Origin of the sequence: Chloroflexus sp., from assembly GCF_034434295.1 — a bacterium.
GTDB lineage: Bacteria > Chloroflexota > Chloroflexia > Chloroflexales > Chloroflexaceae > Chloroflexus.
Map to the genome: position 1 here is coordinate 1 of NZ_DAOTZQ010000076.1, position 26,127 is coordinate 26,127.

At 54.3% G+C, this 26,127-nt stretch carries 20 protein-coding genes; 15 read left to right on the forward strand and 5 right to left on the reverse strand.

Annotated features, from left to right (window positions below; all coding sequences use genetic code 11):
- Nucleotides 1-159: 159 nt before the first annotated feature.
- The 3 genes from recR to dnaX form a co-directional block, all read right to left on the reverse strand.
- Nucleotides 160-774 carry a recombination mediator RecR gene (recR, locus tag VAE57_RS11215; RefSeq protein WP_322821968.1) on the reverse strand — a complete coding sequence of 205 codons (615 nt, stop codon included), beginning with the start codon at nucleotides 772-774 and terminating at the stop codon, nucleotides 160-162.
- Between the two features lie 79 nt (nucleotides 775-853).
- Complete coding sequence (locus VAE57_RS11220; RefSeq protein WP_322821969.1) at nucleotides 854-1,156, reverse strand: YbaB/EbfC family nucleoid-associated protein; 303 nt, start codon at nucleotides 1,154-1,156, stop codon at nucleotides 854-856.
- Nucleotides 1,157-1,292: 136 nt separating this feature from the next.
- On the reverse strand, nucleotides 1,293-3,092 hold the full coding sequence (gene dnaX / locus VAE57_RS11225) for a DNA polymerase III subunit gamma/tau (protein WP_322821970.1): 1,800 nt from the start codon (nucleotides 3,090-3,092) through the stop codon (nucleotides 1,293-1,295).
- Nucleotides 3,093-3,216: 124 nt separating this feature from the next.
- Between dnaX and VAE57_RS11230 the strand changes: the two genes are divergently transcribed.
- Nucleotides 3,217-3,867 carry a hypothetical protein gene (locus VAE57_RS11230; protein ID WP_322821971.1) on the forward strand — a complete coding sequence of 217 codons (651 nt, stop codon included), beginning with the start codon at nucleotides 3,217-3,219 and terminating at the stop codon, nucleotides 3,865-3,867.
- Nucleotides 3,867-5,489, forward strand: a complete 1,623-nt coding sequence (locus tag VAE57_RS11235; protein ID WP_322821972.1) for an McrB family protein — start codon at nucleotides 3,867-3,869, stop codon at nucleotides 5,487-5,489. The genes VAE57_RS11230 and VAE57_RS11235 overlap by 1 nt, the downstream gene beginning before the upstream one ends.
- Nucleotides 5,490-5,624: 135 nt before the next feature.
- On the opposite strand, the gene VAE57_RS11240 is transcribed toward VAE57_RS11235, so the two are convergent.
- Entirely contained in the window at nucleotides 5,625-6,239 is a 615-nt protein-coding gene (locus VAE57_RS11240; RefSeq protein WP_322821973.1) for a hypothetical protein, read from the reverse strand.
- 323 nt (nucleotides 6,240-6,562) lie between these two features.
- Between VAE57_RS11240 and VAE57_RS11245 the strand changes: the two genes are divergently transcribed.
- The 13 genes from VAE57_RS11245 (at nucleotide 6,563) to VAE57_RS11305 (ending at nucleotide 24,430) form a co-directional block, all read left to right on the forward strand.
- Nucleotides 6,563-7,633 (forward strand): HAMP domain-containing sensor histidine kinase, encoded by a 1,071-nt coding sequence (locus VAE57_RS11245; protein WP_322821974.1) that lies wholly within the window; start codon nucleotides 6,563-6,565, stop codon nucleotides 7,631-7,633.
- Complete coding sequence (locus VAE57_RS11250; protein ID WP_322821975.1) at nucleotides 7,599-9,824, forward strand: HD domain-containing phosphohydrolase; 2,226 nt, start codon at nucleotides 7,599-7,601, stop codon at nucleotides 9,822-9,824. The genes VAE57_RS11245 and VAE57_RS11250 overlap by 35 nt, the downstream gene beginning before the upstream one ends.
- An 82-nt stretch (nucleotides 9,825-9,906) precedes the next feature.
- Complete coding sequence (secA, locus tag VAE57_RS11255; protein WP_322821976.1) at nucleotides 9,907-12,894, forward strand: preprotein translocase subunit SecA; 2,988 nt, start codon at nucleotides 9,907-9,909, stop codon at nucleotides 12,892-12,894.
- A gap of 963 nt (nucleotides 12,895-13,857) precedes the next feature.
- Nucleotides 13,858-15,411 carry an ABC transporter ATP-binding protein gene (locus VAE57_RS11260; protein ID WP_322821977.1) on the forward strand — a complete coding sequence of 518 codons (1,554 nt, stop codon included), beginning with the start codon at nucleotides 13,858-13,860 and terminating at the stop codon, nucleotides 15,409-15,411.
- 39 nt (nucleotides 15,412-15,450) lie between these two features.
- A complete protein-coding gene (locus VAE57_RS11265; protein ID WP_322821978.1) occupies nucleotides 15,451-16,590 on the forward strand; it encodes an ABC transporter permease in 1,140 nt (379 codons plus the stop codon).
- A 118-nt stretch (nucleotides 16,591-16,708) separates the two neighbouring features.
- Nucleotides 16,709-17,215, forward strand: coding sequence for an acyl-CoA thioesterase (locus VAE57_RS11270; RefSeq protein WP_322821979.1), 507 nt, complete (start codon nucleotides 16,709-16,711; stop codon nucleotides 17,213-17,215).
- On the forward strand, nucleotides 17,212-17,679 hold the full coding sequence (locus VAE57_RS11275) for a flavin reductase family protein (protein WP_322821980.1): 468 nt from the start codon (nucleotides 17,212-17,214) through the stop codon (nucleotides 17,677-17,679). The genes VAE57_RS11270 and VAE57_RS11275 overlap by 4 nt, the downstream gene beginning before the upstream one ends.
- A 558-nt stretch (nucleotides 17,680-18,237) precedes the next feature.
- Nucleotides 18,238-19,029, forward strand: coding sequence for a DNA methyltransferase (locus tag VAE57_RS11280; RefSeq protein WP_322821981.1), 792 nt, complete (start codon nucleotides 18,238-18,240; stop codon nucleotides 19,027-19,029).
- Nucleotides 19,030-19,031: 2 nt separating this feature from the next.
- The gene (locus tag VAE57_RS11285; RefSeq protein WP_322821982.1) at nucleotides 19,032-19,841 is read left to right on the forward strand and encodes an MvaI/BcnI family restriction endonuclease; all 810 of its coding nucleotides are present in this window, start codon (nucleotides 19,032-19,034) and stop codon (nucleotides 19,839-19,841) included.
- Between the two features lie 230 nt (nucleotides 19,842-20,071).
- On the forward strand, nucleotides 20,072-20,764 hold the full coding sequence (locus tag VAE57_RS11290; RefSeq protein ID WP_322821983.1) for a phosphodiester glycosidase family protein: 693 nt from the start codon (nucleotides 20,072-20,074) through the stop codon (nucleotides 20,762-20,764).
- A 79-nt stretch (nucleotides 20,765-20,843) separates the two neighbouring features.
- The gene (locus tag VAE57_RS11295; RefSeq protein WP_322821984.1) at nucleotides 20,844-21,887 is read left to right on the forward strand and encodes a lysylphosphatidylglycerol synthase transmembrane domain-containing protein; all 1,044 of its coding nucleotides are present in this window, start codon (nucleotides 20,844-20,846) and stop codon (nucleotides 21,885-21,887) included.
- A complete protein-coding gene (locus tag VAE57_RS11300) occupies nucleotides 21,884-23,203 on the forward strand; it encodes an NAD(P)/FAD-dependent oxidoreductase (protein ID WP_322821985.1) in 1,320 nt (439 codons plus the stop codon). The genes VAE57_RS11295 and VAE57_RS11300 overlap by 4 nt, the downstream gene beginning before the upstream one ends.
- A gap of 390 nt (nucleotides 23,204-23,593) precedes the next feature.
- Nucleotides 23,594-24,430: a LamG domain-containing protein gene (locus tag VAE57_RS11305; RefSeq protein WP_322821986.1), complete on the forward strand. Its 837-nt coding sequence runs from the start codon at nucleotides 23,594-23,596 to the stop codon at nucleotides 24,428-24,430.
- 163 nt (nucleotides 24,431-24,593) lie between these two features.
- Here the strand turns inward: VAE57_RS11305 and VAE57_RS11310 are convergent, their stop codons facing one another.
- On the reverse strand, nucleotides 24,594-25,910 hold the full coding sequence (locus tag VAE57_RS11310) for an RtcB family protein (RefSeq protein ID WP_322821987.1): 1,317 nt from the start codon (nucleotides 25,908-25,910) through the stop codon (nucleotides 24,594-24,596).
- Nucleotides 25,911-26,127 lie beyond the last annotated feature (217 nt).

A 26,127-nucleotide genomic window follows, 5' to 3' on the forward strand; every position in this document is an offset into this window, starting at 1 on the left:
GAGGAAGCACCCTGCCTGACCTCCCCCCGTTGGGGGGAGGAAGCACCCTGCCTGACCTCCCCCCGTTGGGGGGAGGAAGCACCCTGCCTGACCTACCCCCGTTGGGGGGAGGGAGCACCCTGCCTGACCTACCCCCGTTGGGGGGAAGAAGGAACCGGCTTATAACTCACGTCGTCCTTCAAAGGCGGAGCCGAGCGTTTCCGGATCGGCCCATTCGAGATCGCCACCGGTCGGCAACCCGCGTGCTGGCCGGGTCACCCGTACACCAAGAGGGGCGAGGTCGCGAAGCAGCAGAAAGGCAGTGGCCTCACCCTCGGTATTGGGGTTTGTGGCAAGGATCACTTCCTGGACAGGTTCGGAACGAACCCGGGCGAGAAGTTCTTCGATCTTGAGATCTTCGCGATAGACACCTTCGAGCGGAGCAATGTGGCCGTGGAGGACATGATACAGACCGCGATAGGCGCCAGTACGCTCGATAGCCAGCACATCGAGTGGCTCCTCAACCACACAGATTTTGGTTTGATCGCGCGACGGATCGAGACAAATTGCACACAGCTCACCCACAGTGATGTTAAAACAGCGTCGGCAGTAGCCAACCTGTTCTTTCACATCGAGAATAGCTTGCGCCAGCGCCTGCGCCTGTTTTGGTTCAGCCCGTAAGAGATAAAAGGTCAGGCGTGATGCCGTCTTTGGGCCGATACCGGGAAGTTTGGCAAATTCCTCGATCAGACGAGCCACCGGCGCGGCAATTAATTGATCCGTGCGAACAGTCATATCATCTCCACCGCAGATCCGTCGGCGACAATATGCAACGCCGGCACATTCACCCCATCACCAGGACGAAAATGCCGATTTAGAACAGTCCCTTGAGGCCGCCGGTCAACGGCTGCATGCGCTCTTCAGCCAACTGCTGCGCTTTGCGCGAGGCATCATTAATCGCAACTAACAACATATCCTGCAACATCTCAACATCATCAGGATCGACAACCTCTGGCGAAATCGTGATCGATTGCACTTCGCGATGACCGTTCATTTTGACCGTGATCACACCACCACCAGCCGTCCCTTCGACAATGGTGGCAGCCAGTTCTTCCTGTACCTTTTGCATCTGGCGTTGCATCTGTTGAGCCATTTGCATGAGCTGACGCTGATTCATCCGACAGTCTCCCTTCTATTTACCCTGATAATTGCAATTGCCTGTACCAAAACACGTGAAGCCGGCAAAGATATGTGAGCGTAGATATGGGTAGAGTACCACACTACTACACAATTGTACAGTTGTCCCGCAGCTATTATTCAGGATCGAGCGGCTCAATATCTACAATATGGGCATCAAAGATATTCAATGCAGCACGAACCAGTTCATCTTTACGAGCTTCGCGAATTTTTCCGCGCAGATCGGTGGGTTCAACCGACTTTTCCTCGATGGTACAGCGTACCGCGTAGGTCTTTCCCAAACGACGACGTAATAAATCTTCGAGAAGCGACCGATTCTTCGGTTCTTCCAGGCGTTCTTTGTGGAACGAGGATGTCACCAGCAGCACGATAGTATTGCCTTCGACATCATACGGACGCGCACTATTGAGTAGCGCCTGCACGGTCGGGCTGCGCGGACGAACATCACGCTTGAAATCTTCCCAAATCGCCTCAAGCTGTTCAAGCACCGACATATCAGCATCGGCAGCACGAGCAACCGCAGGATCGGCGGGCGAACGCATCTGGCGGGTCGCTGCCCATGCCTCTGGTGGCGGTGGTGGCGGATCGGGAACAGGTGTTGCATCCAACGGTACTTCACTACCGGATGCAGATACCGGTTCGGGTGCTGGAGGTGGCGGCGCAACAACGCTGTGCAGTACTGGTTCGGGATGTACGGGGGCGCGAACGGGTTCGGTTTGCGGAACGATTGCCGGTACAGCAGCACTGGGACGGCTGGTCGGGGAACGTCCTGCCAATGAAGCGGAACGAGTCGTTGAGGCAGATGAAGAGACAGGTTGCGCAACCGATGGTAGTGCCAACAACGCCTCAACGACTGCTACTTCGAGGGGTAACTGCCCATAGGGTGTTGTACGTAACTGTGCATCGAGATTGCTAAACAGCTTTACCCAATGCACCAACGCAGCCATATCGGCCTGCTGTATCCATTGTCCCAAGAGCGCCACTTCGTCATCGCTTAAATCAAGCAGTGTGCGATCACCGGTCGCCTTCAGCACCATCACTGCACGCAGACGTTCTACCAGATCACGGGTGAACTGACGTACATCAGCCCCCTGATTGGCAACCCCATGCACTGCACGCAGCGCTGCTGTCAGATCGTGATTGACAAGAGCCGTGATCAACGCATCAACTTCAGCCGCCGACGTCATACCAAGCAGGCTTTGCACCTGCGGTAGCGTGATCGGGCCTTCGACAAACGAAGCCAGTTGCTCGAGAATACCAAGAGCATCGCGCATACTACCGGTGGCAGCGCGGGCAATTGCTTCAGGCACACCCTCGGCCAGCACAATCCCTTCCGCTGCTGCAATCCGGCGCAAATGAGCGGCCATCGCCGAGACACTATGGCGAACGAAGGTAAAGCGCTGGCAGCGCGACAGAATCGTGGCGGGAACCTTATGAACTTCGGTGGTGGCGAGAATGAAGAGGGCGTGATCGGGTGGCTCTTCCAGCGTTTTCAGCAAGGCATTGAACGCCGCCGTCGAGAGCATGTGAGTCTCGTCGATAATGTAGACCTTCATGCGGGCTTCGGCCGGTCGAAACTGCACCCGCTCGATGATCTCGCGCGCATCTTCCACACTGGTGTGGGAAGCGGCATCCATCTCGATCACATCAACGGCACGTCCTTCGGCAATGGCAACACACATCTCACACACGCCACACGGTCGGGCTGTGGGATCGGGGTTAAGACAATTCACCGCTTTGGCCAGCAGGCGGGCCATAGTCGTCTTCCCAACACCGCGAGGGCCGGTAAACAGGTAGGCATGGCCAACCCGATCTTCGGCAATCGCATTGCGGAGCGTCTGCACGACATGCTCCTGCCCGACCAGCTCAGCAAAGGTCTGTGAACGCCATTTTCGATAGAGCGACTGAACTGCCATTATGCTTTCCGATGATCCTGAACCGCACAGCATTTCGTATTATACCAGAGGAGGTGCCACACTTCCGCGCCGAGAGTGGTATAATCGAGATACAGGTATTATCGATCTGCTTCAGAGGGCTTTTATGCTCACCTATGAGCAACTGATCTCAATTCTGATCGAAGAGCTTGAGCACCAACAGATCAATATTGTCCATACCCAAGAGTTAATAGACGCCCACACACTGGGGCGAAGCCTGCACGTTACGTGCTTCCCCCCCAACATCGATAAACGTGGTCCCTGGACACGGCTGCCCTTGCGAGCAGTGATCGGCCTGCAATGGCCGGCAGAACTCACCGTCATTTCCTTGCATGGTCAGGCAATGATTGACACCTTCAATCAACTTGTCGGTCAACCAATCGATACGCGAAACCTGCTGGGATTTGAGCTGACCTACCACTTACCGCTGAGTCATGCCGAGCAAGCGACAGCAGATACATCAGCACAGGCAAAGAAGGTGATTGATCTCTTCACCGACCAACCTGATATCGAGCAAAATCTCGATATCAACGCTACGATACAGTACAGTGTCGATCAGGAACCAGTACTGGCACAACTGACCGTCACCCGTCAGTTTCCGATCCTCCGCCTTGACCGTGATCTGGTTGAAGAGGCTGCAATTGCTCTGGCTATTGAATTACGTGAGATGTTACCACGGCTCACTATCGTCTTCCATGCCGGTCAAAATGAATCAGGACTTGATCCGCAGCTCTACTTACGCCCACCAACTGCCTGATGCCGTTCTCTTCTGCTGCATTGCAAGCATTGTTACAACCCGGCGTTTCTGAACGCTGGCAGGCCGTGCAACGCCTGTTACACCCTGAGATGCTGGTACTGGCCAATCGCGCTGCAGAGCGTGCAGCGGCGCTCTTGCCACAACAATGGCCGCTGTACGAATTGAGTTTTAAATCACGGCGGGCAATTGATCGCGGTGGTGGTCGGCGCGATCCCATCACCGACTACTGGTTTGCTTTTGATCGACCACCCCGTGGTGCCGGTGTTATGCTAACGGCCAGCGGAGTCGAGCGCACCGTCACTGTTGGGTTACAATTGTGGGGTGTACGCCGGCCACAACTTGCCCACCTTTGGAGTCATGCGCGTCCGGTGTGGGAAACACTGATTGATCGGATCGAACACGAGGGCCAGGCTCGTTTTGCCGGTCGCCGTCTACCGATGACAGGGATGCGCTGGATCGATCATTATCTCAACAGTCGAGCACACTACCTGTGGGCAGGGTTCGTCTACGACTGGGATGCCCTACCCGATGCCGAACGTCTGATTGACGACATTTGTGCGTTGCTGCCGCTCAATGAAGCGCTGATGGAGCAAGCCGAAATCGATCTGGCAACGACAAATACCCTACGTGAAACGCCAGCTCGTTATCAGACGGGTGCATCATCAGTGGCACAGATCGCTACGTCGATTAAACGGCGCGGAATGATCATCGACGAACGCACCCTACACGCTTTTCACCTTGCAGTACAGGCCCGACCACTGGTCATCCTGGCCGGGCCAAGCGGGAGTGGCAAGACCTGGCTGACTCGCCTGTACGCCGATGCCCTGATTGGCGTTGGCGAAGGGCAGCCGAACCCCTGCTATCTGCTGGTCGCAGTACAACCTGACTGGCATAGTGCCCGCGATCTCCTCGGCTACTACAACTCACTGACCGGCCTCTACCAGCCCACGCCATTCTTAAACTTTCTCTTGAAAGCGGCTGCTGATCCGGATCAAATCTATATTGTCTGCCTCGATGAGATGAACCTGGCACGGCCCGAATACTACCTGGCACCCATCCTGTCAGCGATAGAGACGGTAGAGGGACTGATCGATCTGGGCACACCCCTGGCAGAGACGCCATTAGCCGGTGGTGGTGTGGTACGCAACCCCATCCGTTTACCGATCAATCTACGCCTTATCGGAACAATCAATGTCGATGAAAGCACGTTTGCGCTGAGCGATAAAGTGCTCGACCGCGCCAACTTAATCGAATTAAGAACGGTCGATATGGCCGCCTTGCGCTCACAGTATCCAATAGCCAGCGATCAGGTCTGGCAGATCTTGAGTGACATCCAGCACCACCTGACTGCTGCCGGAAAGCCGGCAGGTTATCGCGCCTTGCGCGAGATACTCGGCTTCGTTGGGCAGGCAACAGACATGAACCCCTTAGAAGCACTCGATCTTCAGATTCTCCAGCGCCTACTACCGCGCTTGCGCGGTGAGGACACCCCTCACTTCCGACAGGCACTCAACGGCTTACATGCGATTTGCGCAGGGCGCCTCTCGCGGAGTGCCGAACGTCTGGCCCAGATGATGGCTCGCCTTGAGCGGGAGGGATATACCGACTTTTATGGATACTAGGGAAACCATAATCGCGGACCGGTGAGTGGAGCTACAACAGCGGGGGAAGGGCAGAAGAACTGAAGTAGCACAGGTCGCAGCCTATGCTACTTCCAGGGATTACCATAACACCGTACCGGCCAAAGAACCAGCACATTACGCCACGCGCACGGCAGCCAGACAGCGCACCGCATGGGGCACATTGCCAACATGTTGCCATGTGCGGCCCCGATCATCGCTGCGCAAAATTTGACCTGTGTCGGTTCCGGCCCAAACCACGTCGATATGATAGCTACTCGGAGCGAAGGCACTCAGCCGCCCCTGGAACGTCACCGACACATCCTGCCAGGTCTTGCCGCCATCATCACTGCGTAGCATGCGCTTCCCATCAGCAGTTACTGCCAGCAGCACCTCTTGCTTTCCAGAGAGCACAGCCAGTAGCGAACTATCGGACAGTGGTGGTTCTGAATAACGCCACACACCCATACCCTGCACTGTGGCTACCGGCACCCGCTGACTATTCAGAAAATTGAACAACATTCGATCTTCAGCATCGGCTTCACGCCACTGCCGACCACCATCATCGCTGCGTTGAAACGCCTGCTTCGTTGCCACCACCAGGCTCTGCGAGTCGGCTGCTACCAGACCGATAATCTGTTCATTGGCTAGCGCAACATCAGGCAACAGCCGCCAGCGTCCCGTGCCGCCTGGATCGCTGAAGATGTAAAGACCATTGTCGGTGCCAACGTATAGCACTCCTGCTTTTGCCATGTCGCCTGATTTACCGAACCTGCTGCACCTGCACGCTCGGAAGGCCGCCTTTCTTCGGCCACTGTATGTATCGATCCATTTCGTCGGTATGTATGTTGTGTTACGAACCACTACTATCTTACCGCATCAGACAACATGCATCACGGATTTCCCAGACAGATAAATAGCGATGCCGACTACGACGATGATCTACGTCGGCGATTGTAGCATAGCATAATCAATTTTAGTATGATATGATAAGAAAAGTAGCTCAAACAAGAGCACATCCCCGTCAGATGACTCCACGACGTATTCGCATTGCATACGCTCTCTGGGATAGAGATATGTCGTTTGCATCTATTCGCCATTTCTGGCGCACCAACGAACCGATAGCGAGCGCAATTCGTCTGGCCGGTTGGTACCTGCTCATTGCCGGTTCGTGGGTTCTCTTCTCGGATCGGTTGCTGGCTGCTATTACCGTGAATATAGACGAATTGACGAACTGGCAAACGATCAAAGGCTGGCTTTTTGTGTTGCTAATGGCCGGCTGGTTAGGGATTGAGCGCTGGCGGACGATGAGACACTATCAGCGGATGAACGATGAACTCCGGGCAACGAATGCTGCCTTGCAAGAGTTAAATACCTCGCTCGAACAGCGAATAATAGAGCGTACAGCACCCTTACAGATGGCCAACCAGGCATTAAGCGAACTTAATCAGGAACTGGAAACCTTCACCGCAACTATCTCGCATGATCTGAAAGCGCCACTACGGGTCATTGACGGGTATAGTCAGCTTCTCCTCCGCTTCCACATCCAGCGCCTCAACGAGGATGGGCAGCAGTGTCTGCACAGCATTCGGACAGCAGCAGCGCAGATGAGTCAGATGATCGATGATCTGCTGGAATATACTCATGTTGAGCGAAAGGCACTACACTACAGCGTCATTGATTTGTCCGGCCTGATTGATGAGCTGCTCAGCTATTACACGGATCAGATTCTGGAGCACCGCATGGTGGTTGAGCGTGACTTACGTTGCACCCACCTGCATGCCGATGCCACCGGTCTGGCGCTTGCCTTGCGCAACCTGATCGATAACGCGATCAAATTCAGTGCGCATGTTCCCCAACCACGCCTGACCATCGGGAGTGATGTTCACGATGAGATGGTGCGGTTGTGGGTCAAAGATAATGGAATTGGCTTTGACATGCGCGATCACGAGCGTATTTTTACCATTTTTCAGCGTTTACATTCACAGGAGACCTACCCGGGTTCAGGGGTTGGACTGGCGATTGTCCGCAAAGCGATTGAACGCATGGGCGGGCGGGTATGGGCCGAAAGCAGTCCCGGTGTCGGTGCTGTCTTCTATCTGGAGATTCCACATGTTGGCTTATCCGAACCATCTGCTGCTCATTGAAGATAATCCTTTTGACGCCGATCTGTTCCGGCGCACAATGCAGTTTTACCATCCAGAGATTGCCATCACGCACTTTTCATCATACCGGGCAGCTTACGAACATCTGCAAACGCTATCACCTGCGACCACGCCTTACGCCGGAGTAGTGCTTGATCTGCATCTACGCGACGGTGATGGGCTTGATCTGCTTGCCCTCATTCGCGCACGTAACTTGCCGCTCGCGGTTGTGATTCTTACTGGTGGCGGTGGCGACCACATGGTCATCAGCGCACTGAAAGCCGGCGCCGATGATTATGTTGTCAAGCGCGACGATTACCTTGATCGGATCGGTGCAATTGTTGAGCAAGCCTGCCAGCGCTTCCATTCACAACAGGTCCGCCGTAGTCAAATCATTCAGGTGTCATTCATCGCCCTGGCGACAACAGATAGCGAAGTGACGCTCCAACATCTCCAGCGTTCAGCGCCGCATCTCCATTGCACCCTCATCCATGGCTGGCGAACATTTCTTCACCATCTCGATCATCACCGGGCGGTCGGTGATGTTGTTCTCATCGATTGTGCGCAACCCAACCTGACAATGCTCGATCTGGTAAAGGAATTGATTCAGTTTCGTCGCCTTGAGCAGCCGGTGCTGGTGCTGGCACAACCGGGCAATGAAGAGTTTCCCTTGCAGACACTACGCCTCGGCGTAGCAGATTACATTATCAAAAGTGAAGGTTTCCGTAACCATTTAGCGGTGGCGATTGAAAATGCGTATTACCGTGCCCAGATCCATCAACAACATTATCAATTGCAATTGCAGGCACAGGCGCTGAATGATGCTGCAAACACGATAGTGATCACGGATCGGAACGGTATTATCGAATGGGCTAATCCTGCCTTTACCACGCTCACCGGTTATGAGGTTAGCGAAGTGATTGGTCATTCCACCCGGATACTGCGTTCAGGCAAACATGACAACGAATTTTATAGCGCACTCTGGAATCACATCCTCTCCGGGCAGCCATGGCGTGGGCGAATTATCAATCGCCGAAAAGACGGTAGCCTCTATCATGAAGAGATGACCATTACACCGGTCACCGACGAACATGGTGAGATTCGTCGTTTTATCGCTATCAAACAAGATATTTCCGAGCAGGTTGCCCAAGAACAGCGGCGTATTATTCTGGCTAACATTGGCACAGCTCTGCGCCCTGCTCAGTTGTGGGCTGAGTTGACGCCGATTTTACTCGATCAGGTGCGCAAAGTGATGCAGGCCAAGAGCATTGCACTGTTGCGGCCACGGGGATCAACCCTTACCATCGATCTGGCGTACAACTGTCTGGGCAATCTCGCCTCACAACCGACCATACTGGCTGCCCTGGCCGAACGGCTGGCCCAGACCGATGGGCTGATAGACGTTACCGATATAGTACAGAATACGACCCAGATCGCTGTTGGCATCCCGCTGAACGCCGCCAACCGCACCATCGGTGCCCTGCTGATCACCCGTACTACACCACTTAATTCGTTTGAGGTCGATCTCCTGCGTGATATTGCCGAACTGGCAGCCAATGCACTTCACCGTACCGACCTCTTCGAGCAACTACGGGCGGCCAATGCTGAATTACGCGCTGCGTATGACGAGACGATTGAAGGCTGGTCACGTGCGCTTGATCTGCGTGACCGTGAGACAGAAGGGCATTCCCGGCGGGTAACAGAGTTGACGGTGCGTATTGCCGTGCGTATGGGTTTCAGTGACGAAGAGCTGCTGCATGTGCGCCGTGGGGCACTCTTGCACGATATTGGCAAGATGGGCATTCCTGATGCTATTTTGCTCAAACCCGGCCCACTTGACGAGCAGGAGTGGGCGATTATGCGCACCCATCCAACTCTGGCCGTCGAGTTACTGCGCCCGATTGCCTTTCTGGCCCCTGCGCTCGATATTCCGTGGTGCCACCATGAAAAATGGGACGGTACCGGCTATCCACGCGGCCTGCGAGGTGAAGAAATTCCACTGGCCGCCCGCATCTTTGCGGTAGTTGATGTGTATGACGCACTGACCAGCGATCGCCCCTATCGAGCAGCGTGGTCACGCGAACGAGCACTGGCCTATATTCGAGAACAGGCCGGACGTCACTTTGATCCACACGTCGTTGACATTTTTGAACAGATCATCACCGAAACAGACAGCAATGCTATAATGAAGTGAGTGAGTATCGCTGACTACGTTGGGAAGGCGATCATTATGTCTAGTACCAGGCAGGACAGACTACCTGTCATGAGGTGTATCTATGTTGAACTTTCTCCGGCGTTTGCTCGGCGACAGCAATGAGAAAGAGCTGCGCCGGTTGCAACCAATTGTTGAAGAAATTAACCGGCTGGGACCTGAGTTTGCCGCGCTGAGCGATGCAGAACTGCGCACAAAAACCGATGAATTTCGCCAGCGTCTGGCCGATGGCGAGACGCTTGATGATATTTTGCCCGAAGCCTTTGCCACGGTGCGCGAAGCTGCCCATCGCACGATTGGATTACGCCATTACGATGTGCAACTGATCGGTGGCATTGTGTTGCATCAAGGCAAGATTGCCGAGATGAAGACAGGCGAAGGTAAAACGCTGGTCGCAACCCTACCACTCTACCTGAACGCACTGGAGGGCAAAGGTGTCCATCTGGTGACGGTCAACGATTATCTAGCGAAAGTCGGTGCCGGCTGGATGGGGCCAATCTATCACTTCCTTGGCCTTACCGTAGGCTTTATTGCTCACGATCAAAGTGCGTTGTACGATCCCGATTTTATCGATCCCGATGCCAACCCCGAAGACCAGCGTCTCGTCCACTGGCGGCCCTGCACCCGGCGCGAAGCCTATCTGGCCGACATTACCTACGGGACGAATAACGAGTTTGGCTTCGACTATCTGCGCGACAATATGGCCTACGAGAAGTCGCAACTTGTCCAGCGCGAACTACACTACGCGATTGTTGACGAGGTGGACAACATCTTGATTGATGAGGCGCGCACCCCACTGATTATTTCCGGCCCGGCGCAAAAATCATCCGATCTCTACCGCCAGATGGCACAACTCGTGCGGCAATTGCGTCGTTCATCGGTGACGGCCAAGCAGGTTAAAGAAGAGGGACTGGAACCGGACGGAGACTTCTTCGTTGATGAACGCACAAAGAGCATCTACCTGAGCGAAAAAGGCATCGAGAAGCTCGAACGCCTGCTGCGCATTCCACCGGATGAGAGCCTCTTCGATCCTGAGCACTACGAAAAGACGCACTACATCGAGAACGCGCTCAAAGCCCAGTTTATCTACCAGCGCGATCGCGATTACATGGTGACACCGAACGGGGAAGTGGTGATTATTGATGAATTCACCGGACGGGCCATGCCGGGGCGGCGCCGGAGTGATGGATTACATCAGGCGGTTGAGGCCAAGGAAGGCGTGGCGATCAAGAACGAAAATGTGACGCTGGCCACAATCACCTTCCAGAACTACTTCCGCATGTACAAGAAGCTGGCCGGTATGACCGGTACAGCCTACACCGAGCGCGAAGAGTTTGCCAAGATTTACAATCTTGAGGTGGTAATTATTCCAACCCACAAGCCGATGATCCGCGAGGATCTGCCCGATCAGATCTATGCCACTGAAGAAGCAAAATTCAACGCGGTGCTGCGCGAAGTGCAAGAGATGCACGCTATCGGGCGCCCCGTCCTGATCGGCACCACCTCGGTCGAGACCTCGGAACGGATCAGCGCAATGCTGAAGCGGGCCGGCATTCCTCACAACGTGCTCAATGCCAAGCACCACGAGCGTGAGGCGGCGATCATTGCTCAGGCCGGGCGGAAGGGTGCGGTAACGGTGGCCACCAATATGGCCGGCCGTGGGACTGACATTCTGCTTGGTGGTAATCCCGACGGCCTGCTGGAAGAGTTTCTGCGTAAAGAGGGTCTTACCATCGAAACGGCTACTCCCGAACAGAAGCGAGCAGCGTGGGAAAAGGCGCGGGCACAGACGGAAGCTGAAGGCGAGGAGGTGCGTCGTCTGGGTGGCCTGCACGTCATCGGTACCGAACGGCACGAAGCGCGCCGCATCGATAATCAGTTGCGCGGACGCGCCGGTCGGCAGGGCGATCCCGGTTCTTCGCGGTTCTTCCTCTCACTCGAAGATGAGCTGCTGCGCCGCTTCGGGCCAGTGGATCGGATCAAAGGACTGATGGAGCGTTTTGTTGACTCAGATGTTCCACTGCAAGCCGGCCTGCTCGACCGCACCATCGAGGGTGCGCAAACCCGCGTCGAAGGGTATAACTTCGATGTCCGTAAGCACACGGTCGAATTTGACGACGTGATGAATAAACAGCGTCAGATCATCTACGCCGACCGCAAAGCGATTCTCGATGAAGCAGATATGCGGGAGCGTGTGCTCGATCTGATGGCGGAAGAGATTCAACGGCAGATTGACGAACATCTGATCGACGGCTTTGAAGAGGAAGACCTGACCAATTTGCTGCGTGCGTATCGACGGATCAATTCAACTTTACCTGCCTCGGTCACTGCCGAAACGTTAAAAGGCAAAACCAGGGAGGAGATTGAACAGTATCTGCTCGATCATCTCGAAACCACCTATGCCGAACGAGAGCGAGCGGTTACCCCTGAACTGATGCGCACCATCGAACGACGGGTGATGCTCGGCGCGATTGACCGTCAGTGGGTAGATTACCTGACGGCGATGGACGAGTTGCGCCAAAATATTCTGCTCCAGGCGTATGCCCAGCGCGATCCTCTGGTCGAGTTCAAGCGCGAGTCATTCCGTATGTTCGATGAGCTGAAGCAGAATATTGCGCACGACATCGTCTACAACATCATCCCGGCGACCTTCCAATACGAAGCCTACCTGCGCCAAATCGCCGAAGAACAGGCGCGACGCCTGGCTACTGCGCAAACGGTCAGCAGTGACGGTAACGGCGAAGTGGGACGCAAACCGCAGCGCCGCAGTACGCCACAAATTGGGCGCAACGATCCGTGTCCATGTGGCAGCGGTAAAAAATTCAAGCACTGCCACCTGGGGCGTGAACACGAATTGGCCAGTTTGCTAAATGCTCAGCCCGCGGCACCGCCTGCATCGAAAGGGTTGAAATCGGCACCTGCAACCCAGACAGCCGTCGCTGAAGAAGCAGCTAAGATTCAGGCGGCGATCAACAGCGGGAAGTTACCACCGACTCAAACTATGCCCCGTGGCCGCCAGGCACCATCGGTGCCACGCGGGAAGAAGCGCTGAGAGCCTGATCGAATAATTCAGGCGGGTCTATTTGCCGGGTAGACGAAGACGATGTCTTTACCTACCCGGCAGGCTTTTTATGTAGACATCCAGAGTGAGAGCCATCTTATGGGCAAACCGGGAATGCTCGCCTTGAACTACCGGCATTATCCTCGCGATGACAGGTAAAAATCATCTCACGAAGACCGGGCAGATAGACGAGAACGCCCGTTGTACCCGTGACCGATCCACACCTTCCCCACACCGGTACGTGGTATCAGGGATGACTTACGGCTATTGAGCTGTCGGTGTCTGAAAGACGCACGGCTACCCTGTGGCCGCACTGATGGCACACCTGACCGTCACCAGATCTTTCTGTATTGATGTATGTTAAATCGTGCCTGGCGCTGTGCATCTCTTGATTGTCAGTCCCGTGCTGGAGCGCTGCCAGATGCGCCACCAGCAGATCATTGGTGGGTCGGCGCAGGCACAGTTCCGTCCATGCGTGCTCAGATGCAATGCCGGGTAGAAGGTTTATAAGCGAGTTGCGCGTGCGCTACTCTCAGTGCTAATTCTGTGATACGCCCCCACCCCAACCCGCCCCGCTGGGGGCGGGAGTCGCCAGTGTAAGGTATGTCTCCACTGTCGTGAGCTGGTTCAGGCGTGTGCGACCCTGCTGGTAACGGTGTAGCAGGCTTAGGGTAGCGTACAGTTCCGGGTGAAGGGCGTGCCGGAGGCATGCGCTCCCAGCAGCGGCTCGCGGCAGGGCGTCCTGACGGCGCACGCTTCCATGGGGATACCGGCACTCCCACGGTGGTGGAGCATTCACAACCATAGCGTTGATAAACGCTCCAGTATAAAGATGCACTCCGAAAGATTAGCGGCGAAACGTTCAGAATATGCTACAATACACTAAACTTCGACAACATTGTTGCTGACGGCGATAACCTGTTCCACATACCACGTAGATGAATGAGGTTGCCTGTGACGCAGAACGGCCAGGAACGCCCGGTGGTGCTTGAAGCACGCGGGATTACAAAACGCTTCCCCGGTGTTGTTGCAAATGACAACGTCTCAATCAAACTGTACAAGGGTGAAGTATTAGCCCTGCTCGGTGAAAATGGTGCCGGTAAATCGACCTTGATGAATATCCTTTACGGTCTGTATCACCAGGACGAAGGTGAAATTTTTGTCAAAGGCGAGCCAATTCGCATCAGTAACCCCCACGAGTCGATTGCCCGCGGGATCGGTATGGTACACCAGCACTTTCAACTGGTGCCGGTTATGACGGTCACCGAGAATGTGATCCTGGGCAACGAAGTCACCAGTGGCCCCTTCCTTGACCGCAAACGGGCTGCGGAACGCATTCGTCAGATCTCGACCCAATACGGGCTGGCGGTTGACCCTGATGCACTGGTCGCCGACCTTGATGTAGGTGCCCAACAGCGGGTGGAGATTATTAAGGCGCTGTACCGAAATGCCGATATTTTAATCCTCGACGAGCCAACCGCGGTGTTAACCCCGCAAGAGGCCGATGATCTGGTGCGCGTGATGCGTACCCTGACCGCACAGGGAACATCGATTATCTTCATCACCCACAAGCTGCGGGAAGTGCTCGAAGTGGCCGACCGCATCATGGTGTTACGAGGTGGGAAAGTTGTCGGTGAAACAACACCCGATCAGGCCACTGAGGCCAGCCTGGCCGCGATGATGGTTGGTCGCGATGTCATTCTAAAGGTAGATAAACAGCCCGCACGTCCAGGCGAACCGGTGCTCGAAGTGCAGGGACTACAGGTGCGCGATGATCGACAGCTCCTGGCCGTGAAAGGGGTGAGCCTTGAGGTACGTGCCGGCGAAATTCTCGGCATTGCCGGCGTGCAGGGCAATGGTCAGACTGAACTGGTCGCCGCTCTGACCGGCCTGCGCCCCAGTGAAGGGGGGACTGTCCGGATTGCCGGTGTCGATGTGACCAACGCCAGCCCACGGACGATCAGCGAGCTGGGAGTGGCCCATATTCCCGAAGATCGCCAGCGTGACGGTCTGGTCACGTCATATCCGCTGACCGATAACTCGGTGCTGGAGTTGTATTATCTGCCACCATTCGCCCGTGGTATTGTCCGCAATGAGCCGGCAATTAACGATCATTGCAGCCGGCTGGTACAGGAATTCGACGTGCGCACACCCAGTATTCACGTCCCGGCCAGCTCACTGAGCGGTGGCAACCAGCAAAAGCTGATTGTAGCCCGCGAGTTTACCCGTCAGCTCAAGTTATTGATTGCCTCACAGCCAACCCGTGGCATTGATGTGGGTTCAATTGAGTTTATTCACAACCAGATTGTGAAGAAGCGCGACGAAGGTGTGGCTGTTTTGCTCGTCTCGGCTGAGCTTGACGAGATTCTGTCGCTGGCCGATCGGATTGCAGTTATGTACCACGGTCAGATTGTAGCGACCGTCAAAAACGGTGAACTCTCACGTGAAGAGCTTGGTCTGCTCATGGCCGGTGCAACCATAGATCGTTCGGTATCAGTTGAAGCGTAAACACATTGTGACCGCAGGAAAGCGGTCAGGGAGAGAAGCATGGCGCAGGCAGCCACCGAAACGGGTATTCGCCCATCGGCGCTCCGCCAGTTTTGGGAGCGCTGGTCGGGCATTCTCGTGCCGATCCTTGCCGTTTTTACCGCCCTGGTGGTAGGGGCGTTCATTATCGGGATTACCGGTGCCGACTGGCAGGCAGCCTACATTGGGCTTTGGGAAGGCGCCTTCGGCTCACCACGGGCATTTGCCGATACGGTTGTTCGTTCTACGCCATTTATCATCTGTGGTCTGTGCGTAGCACTGGCTTTCAAGGCCGGCCTGTTTAATATCGGCGCCGAAGGGCAACTCTACGCCGGTGCAGTTGCTGCTGTCGTTATCGGCACAACCTTGCAGATGCCGGCCATCTTTCACATTCCGGCAGCCTTGATTGCCGGCGCACTTGGTGGTGCAGCCTGGGCAGCGATTGCCGGTTTCCTGAAGGCACGCACCGGTGCGCACGAGGTGATCAACACGATCATGTTGAATTACATCGCGCTCCGCATGACCGACTGGCTGATTCGCAGCAAAACCCCCTACATTCTGGGTGATCCTGCCGACACCACCGGTGCCCGCTCGCGTTTGATTGCCGAAACGGCCCGTTTACCCGGTATTCAGGTCGGTAGTTCGACCATCCTGCACCTGGGCATTCCCCTCGCCTTGATACTGGTCTTTGTCGTGGCCTGGTTGTTGTACCGCACGACGCTCGGTTTCGAGATGCGCACTGCCGGTACTAACCCCAACGCCGCTCGCTACGCAGGTATCAGTGTCCCGCGCACAATTATTCTGGCAATGGCAATTGCCGGAGGTCTGGCCGGTATCGCCGGATCAATCGAGGTTATCGGTGTGCGTGGAGCGCTCAGTGCCGACTTCTTTTCCGGCCTTGGATTTGATGCGATTGCCGTGGCCCTGTTGGCCCGTGCCAATCCGGTCGGTATCATCTTTTCGGGATTGCTCTGGGGTGGGTTGCTGACCGGTGCGCGTCTGATGCAGGTACGCGCCAGCCTATCGATTGACGTGATCAAGATCGTGCAGGCACTCATTATCATGTTTGTGGCTGCCGATCAGATCGTGCGCTTTGTCTACCGTCTCCCCAAGCACAAACCCGGCGAAGAGACCCAGCTCTCGAAGGGATGGGGTGGCTAGACCGCAGGTACGTCGTCGGGGTGCATCCCGGCCATTTCTACCTCTGGAAAGAGCATAATTCTACAGCCAGTGACGGCGCTCGCATGAGCGCCGTTCGCTACCTACAGGTTGGTGTGATATGGATAACACAACATTCCCTAACCGGCCAGCGCGGGCGGCAAATGAAGAACGCATGGCCGAAATCATCTTGCCTCATCAAACCAACGGCTACGGTACCATGTTTGGTGGAGATGTGATGGCACTGATGGATAAAGCGGCAGCGATTGCCGCCCTCCGCTTCTGTCGCTTGCCGGTTGTAACCGCCTCGACCGAACGGATTGATTTTCGGACGCCGATTGGGCAGGGCGAAATTGTGGAAGCCTTCTCGCGAGTGATCTACGTCGGACGGAGTTCTATGGTGGTGCGCGTTCACCTCTTTGCCGAACATCCGCTGATCGGAGATCGCCGGCTCTGTACGACTGGCTATTTCAGCATGGTAGCCATCAACCGCGAAGGTGGGCCGGCTCCAGTTGTGCCACAATTGTTGTTACTCGACGAAGATGCCCGCGCAGAGCATGCCATTGGTGCTGAAATTCACGCTGCTATCGCGGCACGTCGCAATAGCCGAACCACAGGACGATCATGATCGATGAATCACTCTTTCGCCAAACGATGAGTCACTTCGCCTCCGGCGTCACTGTAGTAACGACTGCGCTCGGTGAACGCCTGGCCGGCTTAACAGTCAGCTCTTTCGCATCACTATCGCTACATCCACCACTGGTACTGATTTGTATTGATCTCGCAGCATCAAGCCATGATGTGATTGCCGCTGCCGGAAAGTTTGCGGTGAACATCCTGGCCGAAGATCAGGAATACCTCTCGCGCCGGTTTGCCATGCACGACGGCGCAAAGTTTGCCCCGCATAGTTATACCCTGTCAGAGAACGGACTCCCACTTCTCGAAGGGGTGCTGGCCCAGATCGAATGTCGGCTCCATAGCACCTTGCCTGGCGGTGACCACACCATCTTCGTGGGAGAAGTCATCGCGGCCCGGGTGTTTGGGGGAAGACCATTGCTGTACTACCGATCAGGCTACCATCAGTTGGGGTGAATTGGACACGTAAACGACTATTAACGTTATCAATAAGCATGAAGGTAAAACTGAAATATAATTTTGAATATATCACATCTTGATCAATACTGCGCATCACTGCATATGACAAGATAGGCGACTATCCGTGATTATCACTTACGGGACACGAATGGATACGAGATATACTTATGGAAGTGGATATTCCGTGAGTAGCAGTGCCATTAGTGCATGGCAGTTAAGGAAGAAGAGACAGCATCTTGAGTGTGTCTATGTATTGCATCGTACACGATTTTGATATAATCATCACTCACGATGTAAACCTAGTCGTGTAAAGAATTAGTTCTTATGGTGCCCAATCCACACGTACACTCTGTTACGATTGAATTGTGGCAATGCTCAGCCCTGGTCGTTCAACCAACAGATGACACTTCTACGAACAAGGAGTAAATATCAATGAGCGCAACTACATCTGATACCCTACCAACGTCGATAAACGAATCACATCACCTTTACCGGACAAAGCTCACAATAGGTCACACCCGCACATGTTGCTGTCCGCCTAATCATTTGAGCTGTATGACAGCAAAAGAATGGATAAAGTGTCAGCTTGGGGTCTGGCAATTTTCGTATGAAGGAAGAGATATTCGTGATAAAAACATTCATCCAGCCACATTCCCAATTGGATTAGCCAAACAGGTCATTAGTTTATTCACGCACGAAGGTGAACTCGTTCTGGATCCATTTGTAGGTAGTGGCACTACTCTGGTTGCGGCACGTGATTTGAATCGTAATGCTGTCGGTTTCGATCTTAAGGAGCAATATATTGACGTTTGTGTGGAACGGTTGAACTCTAATAATCTTTTCAATCAAGCGCAACAGCTCGCAATTCACGATGATGCACTTTACATTCCTGCATACCTGCAACCAGAAACAATAAGCCTGATCTGGACTTCTCCACCTTATGCTAACCTGCTTAACAGAAAACGGCTTAATAAATCCAGACGCGATCGGCGGAACGAACAATTTGGGAAAGTCGAACAATACTCTCAAGATCCTCGCGATCTTGGTACCATGCCATTGGAAGAATACACGAAAGCAATGGGTGATATTTTTGAAGCATTACTTCCCCTTCTCAAACCAAAAGCTCATTGTGTTATTAATGTTCCTGACATATGGTGGGAAAACCGACGTATTACTATCCATGTTGCGTTAATCGAAGAATTGAGACAGAGAGGTTATGAACTAAGAAACATTATTATCTGGGACAGAACAAATATCGTGAACAAAGTAGGTATTTTCGGGTGGCCAAGTAATTATATTACGATGGGCACTACATTTGAATATCTCCTTGATTTCTGGAGACCGTAGAAATGAAACTCTATACAAAAAACGAACTGATAGACAAAATTCGTCAAATTAGTGCTGGAGGTTGGTACAGAAGTGTCAAGAAGATAAGAGACACCCGCAACGATGGTGCTGTTGGCAATACGATAGAAGCATTACTTGGTTTGCAAGAGAACAATCTCCCAATTCCCAATCTCCAGGAATGGGAACTAAAAGGTCAACGTCTGCATACAAAATCGCTGGTAACCTTGAAACATATAGAACCTTCGCCACGCAGCGCAAGAATTGTCGCTAATCTACTCGTACCAATGTATGGATGGAAGCATAAGGAAGCTGGAAAGAAATATCCTTCTACCGAGCAAAGTTTCAGATCAACTATAGATACTATAAATTACACAAATCGAGGATTTCGATTACACCTGGATCGCAGGCAAGGCAAACTTAGTCTTGCGTTTGATGCAAAGTACGCACAAATTCAAAATCCAGACATTGCGGAATGGTTGAATACTGTTGAACAACGGATAGGTCTTGGACCTATCTCTCCAGAGCCATACTGGGGACTGGCCGATCTAGAACATGAGATAGGTGCAAAGCTAAAAAACTGCTTTTACGTGATAGCAGAATCGAAACTGGAATCGAAACAAGAGTTCTTCAAATATGTAAGTTTGCAGATACTTTCTGGATTTTCATTCGACAGATTTCTTGAACTTCTTGAAGAAGGTTTTATTTTTGTAGATTTTGATGCAAGAACTGGACACAACCATGGAACAAAATTTAGAATAAAACAAAACCATCTGTGGCGACTATACAGCAATGTTCAAGATATTATTCTATAAAAATATCAAAACATGAAAACAGGCATTCTAACACAAACTATAGTTATATCTATAACTATAATCAGAAGGTTAGTTGAATGAACTTCATTTGTCGCCAACAATTGAAGCAGATTATGGGCTGCCATGAGCACATATGGTTAGTGCTGATTCTATATGTGGGGTCAACCTGCCTGGCGGCATGTGCGATGCCATTCCACTCTGACAACAACTTCTTTCCAGTGCCGACACTGATGCCGACATCGACGCCCGACACCAGCTCAGGCTGGCGCACCCTGCGCACAGGCATTGCATTCCGCCAACTGGAAGTTCCAGGGTTGCCGGTACAGGTTGTGCGGATCGATCCGGCGCACGTGCGCTTTGTCGTCGGTTACGATCCGACCGCACCACTTACCCTGAGCGCCTGGGTTGCCCGGTACGGCGCAGTGGCAGCCATTAATGGTGGCTTTTTTGATCAGCAAGGTGAACCGGTTGCGCTCCTGATCAGCAACCAGCAGGCAGTCGGATACAGTTATGTCGATCAAGGTGGCATGTTTGCGATAGATGAGCAGGGCAAACCGCACCTCTGGTCACTTGCCGATCAACCTTACGATGGTACACCCTTTGTCCAGGCGATACAGGGCTGGCCATTGCTGGTGAGAACAAACGGCGAAGCAGCCTACACCAACGATGACGGGCAGCGCGCTCGACGAAGCGCGATTGCGCTTGATCGGAATGGTTATGTGCTGTTGATTGTGGCACCAGGTGCGACATTTAGCCTCGCCGAATGGTCACAATTTCTGGCAACTGCCGATCTCGACATTGAGATTGCGGTTAATCTCGATGGCGGTTCTTCGAGCGGGTTGATTGCGCAGAGTGATCAGGGCGGGGTACGTGTCGACTCGTTTACACCACTCCCATTTGCCCTGTTGATCCTCGAACTTTGACATTCGTCAACAGCAAGGGTAATATGCAGAGAGATCGTCGGTATACGACGCAGGTAGCATTCACATCAAAGGAACATCGGTGCGTCACTGGAAACTATGGCTTGGCCTGATCATTAGCATCTTTTTTCTGGGCATCGCCCTTTACGGTCTTGACCTGGCCCATTTTTGGGAAGCACTACGCGAGGCCAATTACTGGTGGTTAATTCCAGGTATCCTGGTTTACTTCATCACAGTTTGGGTGCGCACATGGCGCTGGCAATCGATGCTCAGCCATATGGCTCGCGTGCCATTACGCACTCTCTTCCCGATTGTGGTGATCGGCTACATGGGCAACAATGTCTACCCGGCGCGGGCCGGTGAAGTGTTGCGCAGTTATGTCCTGCGTCGCAACTGTGGTATTGCCATGAGCGCTTCACTGGCCACTGTCGTATTGGAACGACTCTTCGACGGTCTGGTGATGCTGCTCTTTGTGGCTGTGACGCTACCATTTGCGCCATTACCACCTATATTTCGGTCGCTGGTCATTGGGTTTAGCGTTTTATTCCTCTGCGCGTTTCTCGGTTTTGTTGTTCTGGCCGCTCGTCCCCAATTGATGAGTCGTTGGTACACCATGATCGTTGATCGCTTCGCTCCCGGCTGGCTGCGCCCACATATTCACGGCCTCTTTGATCGTTTTATCATCGGCTTGCAATCCCTCCGCAGTCCACGCGACATGATCACGATTCTGCTCACTTCGACATTCATCTGGCTGGGGGAGACGCTTAAATACTGGTTCGTGATGCATGCATTTCCGTTTGAAGTCTCGTTCCTGGTGTTGATGCTCATGACCGCGATTGTTAATCTCTTCACCACAATCCCTTCAACACCGGGATACATCGGCACGTTTGATGCACCGGGAATCGCCATTCTGACGCAGTTTGGTGTGATTCACGCCATCGCTGCCGGTTATACGCTGGTGCTCCACGTTGCCCTTTGGTTGCCGATAACGCTTCTCGGCGCGTGGTATATGCTCCGGCAAAGCCTGACCTGGCGTGATCTGGATCGCGCAGCAGCCCTCAAGGCCCAATCCACGCCGAACGTCGAAACCAACGATACGGTCAATTCGCAGAAGGTGCTGCCATGAGGATCGCGATTGTTGGTGCCGGTATTGCCGGTCTGAGCGCAGCCTACGATCTTGCTGGTCAGGGTTATGCGGTTACGATCTACGAAGCAGGGGATCAGGTTGGTGGGCTGGCCAGTGGCTTTCGCGATGCAGCCTGGGATTGGCCGCTTGAACGGTTTTATCACCATATCTTCACCACCGACCACGCGATCATCGAATTGACGAACGAAATCGGGATGCGTGATCGGCTCTTTTTTCGGGCACCGGTCACTGCGCAATGGTGGCGTGGACGAGGCTATGCGCTCGACGGTGTGCTACCGGTATTGCGCTTTCCCGGCTTACCATTCATTGACCGGCTCCGGTTTGGTTTGACCGCCTTTTATCTAAAGTTTATCACACAGAACTGGCAACGACTTGAACAGTCAACAGCAATGGCGTGGACAGAGCGGGTCTCCGGACGCAATGTCGCACGTGTCATCTGGCGGCCACTGCTTGAAGGCAAGTTTGGCCCCCACGCCGATGAAGTGAATATGGCCTGGTTGTGGGCACGCTTGCGGGCACGCAGCTTTCAATTGGGTTATTTTCGCGGTGGATTTCAGGCGTTTGCCGATGAATTGTGTGCAGCCTGTGTCAGACGTGGGGTGCAGGTGTGGCGGCAAACACCGGTGAAGGGTGTGTGCCAGACAGCAACCGGTTGGCAACTTAGCGTTGCACAGCATCCTCCAACCGACTACGATGCCGTCTTGGTTACCGGAGCGCCGGGCTTACTGGCTCGCCTGGTGTCTACGCTCCCCGCCGAGTATCTGGGGCAGTTGCGCCGACTGAACTCAATGGGAGCAGTAGTCATGACCATCGCCCTCCGCCGCCCTCTTACCAATGGGATTTACTGGCTCAATCTGCCAAAAAACGAATTTCCCTTCCTGGCTCTGGTCGAGCATACTAACTTCATTGAACCAGACTATTATGGTGGCGATCATTTGATTTACTGTGGTGATTATCTCGACCCTACCCACGAGTACTTTCGCCTCGATGCATCGGCTTTGCTCGAACGCTTCCTGCCGGCGCTGCGCCGAATCAATCCGGCATTTCAGCCAGAGTGGGTGCGGGCGTACTGGTTGCACCGCGAAACCTACGCCCAACCGATTGTGCCGGTCAACCACAGTCGCAACATTCCCCCTATCGCAACCCCCCTACCTGGCCTCTTTTGGGCCAGTATGAGCCAGGTCTACCCCTGGGATCGCGGCACCAATTATGCCGTCGAGCTGGGACGACGGGCCGCACGAGTAATGCACGAATTCGCCGGTCAGTATCAGCGGACAGTACCTTCAGGCTATTGAAGTGCGGCGTGAACCGATAGTAGAACAAGGTTGCAACTCTGATCAGGACACCAATCAGATCAAGCGCCTGAGATACTCTCGTCCAGACTGGCGACCCAACGCCCCAACCATTGTTGTACGCATCGTCAGCCGGGGTTGAATGGTATATGACGCAAGACACAGAAAGCAACAGCTATGCAGCAGTTCGGGAAGATAACCTTGTTTCTTTGCATCATATGCTGGCTGATCTCCTGCAGCACAGGTAGTCCGGCAGTCAGTTCCGCCACAGGGGAGATCATCTCGCCTTCGCCTACGCCGCAACCCACCCTGCCGCCGGTCACCAATACGCCGCAACCCTCGCCAGCACCCCCATCACCTTCGGCTAGCCCATCAACGACTGGCGGCTTTTCGGTGCGCTTCTACGGTTTCTACACCAGTAACGGTAATGGTGTTACAGATAGCGACCGGATCAAAATCCCACTTGGCCCGGTCAACAGCAGTGGTCAAATTACCAGCTCGCGACCGGTGAATGTGAGCGGTGATGTGACGCTGGAGTTCTGGATGAAGGCCAATCCAGGCGATAATGATGCGCCGCCGTGCGATAGCTGGTACTACGGCAATATTGTGATCGACCGCGATGTGTACGGCGATGGGGATTATGGTGACTACGGTGTTGCCATTTGCGGTAACAAACTCGTCGTCGGGTTTAATGTCGGACAGGATGATCGATTGCTCAAAGGCAATGCGATTGTCACCGACGGGCAATGGCATCACATCGCGATTACCCGCTCTGCAAGTGGGCCGGTGCGTCTCTACATCGACGGGCAGCTCGATAGCGAGATGGATGGGCCGCCGGGACGGATTGATTATCGCCTGAATCGACCAACAAGCTATCCTGACAGTGACCCCTACCTTGTGTTGGGTGCCGAAAAGCACGACGTAACCGGTAGTCGTTATTTCAACGGATGGCTCGACGATCTGCGCTTGTCGAACATTGTGCGTTACAGCGGGGCATTTGCTCGCCCAACCGCACCACATGCGCTGGATGCGAATACTGTCGCGCTCTATCGGTTTGATGAGGGCAGTGGGACAACCATCAACGATGCCACAGCCGGCAACCAAAGCCCCGGCGAACTGAAGCCGCGTGCCGGCGGTGCTGCTCAGCACTGGTCGAGTGATACCCCCTTTACCACGAGCGGTGTACCGCTCACGCCAAGAGCGTATATTCCGTTCATTGCGAATAGCTAACGGACACGTTGATCTGCCAGGCGATCATGAATGCACATTGTACCCGTGACCAGCAGGGTGGGCGGTATAGCATGCGTCCGGCATCAAGCACGATGCGTGCAGAAGCAGAGCTTCCGCACGCCAAACGAGTGATGTATGCGTTGCTGATGGTGCATATCAGCTTTTAATCCTCGCCTGCCGAGCCAGACATCACCACCACCAGTGGGCGCATCCGGGCCACGGGACGGATGAGGCCGGCGGCAACCTGCAATTCCATCACCGTTTCGATATCCTTGTAGGCCAGTGGCGACTCATCGACGGCCAGACCGCGGACCAACACTCCGGCCTCGCGCACCACTGCCGCCGCCATTGCCAGGGTAATCGTGCGGCGAGCTTCGGAACGACTGAAGCGCCGACCGGCACCGTGCGACGCACTGGCCAGTGAGGTTGGTTCGCCTAACCCTTCGACAATGTAACTGGCGGTTGCCATCGAACCGGGGATCAGCCCGTAGGTACCGGCCTCAGCCGGAGTGGCGCCTTTGCGGTGAATAACGGTTCCGTCGGGCTGCTCCCAGGCAAAATTGTGGTGATGCTCAATCACCCGCTCCACGGCAACACCTGCCGCCTTTGCAAAGCGGGCATGGATGACCTCATGATTGGCACGGGCAAAATCGCCTGCCAGACGCATGGCCAGCAGATACTCCTGCCCGGCTTCGGTATCCGTCCCCAGCCAGCCATACGTCTTCGGAATGCCGCTGGCAATCGCCGCCGTTTCCCGGTCGGCCAGGGTTGCATAGTAGTTCGCGATCTTCGCACCGACACCACGACTCCCGCTATGGGTGAGCAAACCAACAAACGTGCGGTGCGTATCAAGCCACTCACCGACGACAATCTCGGCAAAATGGTTCCCGCCACCAGACGTACCGATCTGAAATTTCGCCAGATCGTGCAGTTCACGGAGCAGCTTTGTTGCCCGCCAGCGCGGATCGGCGAGAATGGGATGATCGGCAACCGGCTTCTTCGGCGAACCGATCCCAAACACCGTGACTTTCGTGATTGTGTCGAGCAGATGGTGACGGTCACGATGCGCCTCTTCGGGGGTCATATCAGCAAAGATCGAAAGATGCATCCGGCAGCCAATATCCACGCCCACCTGATACGGCGCCACCGCCCGGTCATAGGCGATCACACCACCGACCGGCAGCGCATAGCCCTGATGGGCATCGGGCATGAGTGCTCCGCGAATAGCAGGTGGTAACCGCAGCGCCGTCTGCATCTGTTCAATTGCACCCGGCTCGATCAAATGGGCACCGATAATCTTGAGTGGCTGCGGCTGAGCGCACAAGCGCAACTCCACCGGCGGCTCACCATACTGCGCAGCGATCTGCCGGCGCACGGTAGCCGGATCAAGCCCTTCACGCAGCATCTGTTTCGCAGCCCGACACAACTCACGAAATGCCGGATGATTGGTATAATCGGCTAACAACTGGGCTGCTTTCATAGGTATCACCTCAATTCATTTCGTCCTGTGCTCCAGTATGGTTGCGGCATCAGACATAAACAGGGCGAAATAGAGAACGAACGCGCCGCGGCTGCGTCAGACGAGCAGGCACACGGCGCTATTTCATCATACCATACAATCAGGACGTATTGTAGTGAAGATGCGCAAGAGAGAATGTGCCTTTATTTAAGGGCAAATCATCTTCGCATGAAATCTG

Coding starts and splice junctions, on each gene's coding strand:
- recR (WP_322821968.1), bottom strand. CDS start 774: ATGACTGTTCGCACGGATCAATTAATTGCCGCGCCGGTGGCTCGTCTG.
- VAE57_RS11220 (WP_322821969.1), bottom strand. CDS start 1,156: ATGAATCAGCGTCAGCTCATGCAAATGGCTCAACAGATGCAACGCCAG.
- dnaX (WP_322821970.1), bottom strand. CDS start 3,092: ATGGCAGTTCAGTCGCTCTATCGAAAATGGCGTTCACAGACCTTTGCT.
- VAE57_RS11230 (WP_322821971.1), top strand. CDS start 3,217: ATGCTCACCTATGAGCAACTGATCTCAATTCTGATCGAAGAGCTTGAG.
- VAE57_RS11235 (WP_322821972.1), top strand. CDS start 3,867: ATGCCGTTCTCTTCTGCTGCATTGCAAGCATTGTTACAACCCGGCGTT.
- VAE57_RS11240 (WP_322821973.1), bottom strand. CDS start 6,239: ATGGCAAAAGCAGGAGTGCTATACGTTGGCACCGACAATGGTCTTTAC.
- VAE57_RS11245 (WP_322821974.1), top strand. CDS start 6,563: ATGTCGTTTGCATCTATTCGCCATTTCTGGCGCACCAACGAACCGATA.
- VAE57_RS11250 (WP_322821975.1), top strand. CDS start 7,599: ATGTTGGCTTATCCGAACCATCTGCTGCTCATTGAAGATAATCCTTTT.
- secA (WP_322821976.1), top strand. CDS start 9,907: ATGTTGAACTTTCTCCGGCGTTTGCTCGGCGACAGCAATGAGAAAGAG.
- VAE57_RS11265 (WP_322821978.1), top strand. CDS start 15,451: ATGGCGCAGGCAGCCACCGAAACGGGTATTCGCCCATCGGCGCTCCGC.
- VAE57_RS11270 (WP_322821979.1), top strand. CDS start 16,709: ATGGATAACACAACATTCCCTAACCGGCCAGCGCGGGCGGCAAATGAA.
- VAE57_RS11275 (WP_322821980.1), top strand. CDS start 17,212: ATGATCGATGAATCACTCTTTCGCCAAACGATGAGTCACTTCGCCTCC.
- VAE57_RS11280 (WP_322821981.1), top strand. CDS start 18,238: ATGACAGCAAAAGAATGGATAAAGTGTCAGCTTGGGGTCTGGCAATTT.
- VAE57_RS11285 (WP_322821982.1), top strand. CDS start 19,032: ATGAAACTCTATACAAAAAACGAACTGATAGACAAAATTCGTCAAATT.
- VAE57_RS11290 (WP_322821983.1), top strand. CDS start 20,072: ATGCCGACATCGACGCCCGACACCAGCTCAGGCTGGCGCACCCTGCGC.
- VAE57_RS11300 (WP_322821985.1), top strand. CDS start 21,884: ATGAGGATCGCGATTGTTGGTGCCGGTATTGCCGGTCTGAGCGCAGCC.
- VAE57_RS11310 (WP_322821987.1), bottom strand. CDS start 25,910: ATGAAAGCAGCCCAGTTGTTAGCCGATTATACCAATCATCCGGCATTT.